Raw genomic sequence first — 704 nt, forward strand, 5'->3', positions numbered from 1 at the left:
ATCTCTAATTGGCGTGATGCCGTTGAATTCATGCTAATGGGTGCTACAGGGGTGCAGGTATGTACGGCTGCCATGCATCATGGTTTCCGTATCGTGGAGGATATGATCGACGGATTGAACAACTATTTGGATGAAAAAGGGCTAGCTAGCGTCACCGATCTGATCGGTAAATCCGTTCCTCGTTACTCCGATTGGGGGAATTTGGATCTAAATTATGCCGTTGTCGCCAAAATTGATAACGACACTTGTATAAATTGCAATAAATGCCATATTGCTTGTGAGGATACCTCTCATCAGTGTATCGATATGTTAACCAATGATAATGGACAGCCGTATTTGCAAGTCCGCGAAGAAGACTGTGTAGGGTGCAACCTATGTGCCATCGTTTGTCCCGTAGAAGGGGCGATCACTATGGTCGAGATGGCTGGCACAGAACCTCCAATGACATGGAACGAAAGACAAGAAGCGATTGCTAGGTTGTCCGAAGGGAATGCCAACAAAAAGGAGGCTGTATAACGATGGCCAAACTTATTAGGAATGGCACGGTTGTGACGGCTGCTGACCAGTATCAAGCAGATGTTTTGATCGAAGATGGCATCATTACGCAGATAGGGCTAGATATTGAAGTAGAAGGCGCTGAAATCATCGATGCACAGGGACTTTATGTTTTTCCGGGCGGGATTGATCCGCACACGCATCTGGAT

At 46.3% G+C, this 704-nt stretch carries 1 protein-coding gene and 1 pseudogene; both read left to right on the top strand.

From position 1 onward, the window contains the following. A partial coding sequence (locus tag AC1DUA_RS39775) for a 4Fe-4S dicluster-binding protein (protein ID WP_477504898.1) occupies positions 1-516 on the top strand: 516 nt, incomplete at its 5' end. 2 nt (positions 517-518) lie between these two features. Further along, a pseudogene (locus AC1DUA_RS39780) lies at positions 519-704 on the top strand (dihydropyrimidinase); the annotation flags it as partial.

It is taken from the genome of Paenibacillus sp. 01T422, assembly GCF_056398785.1.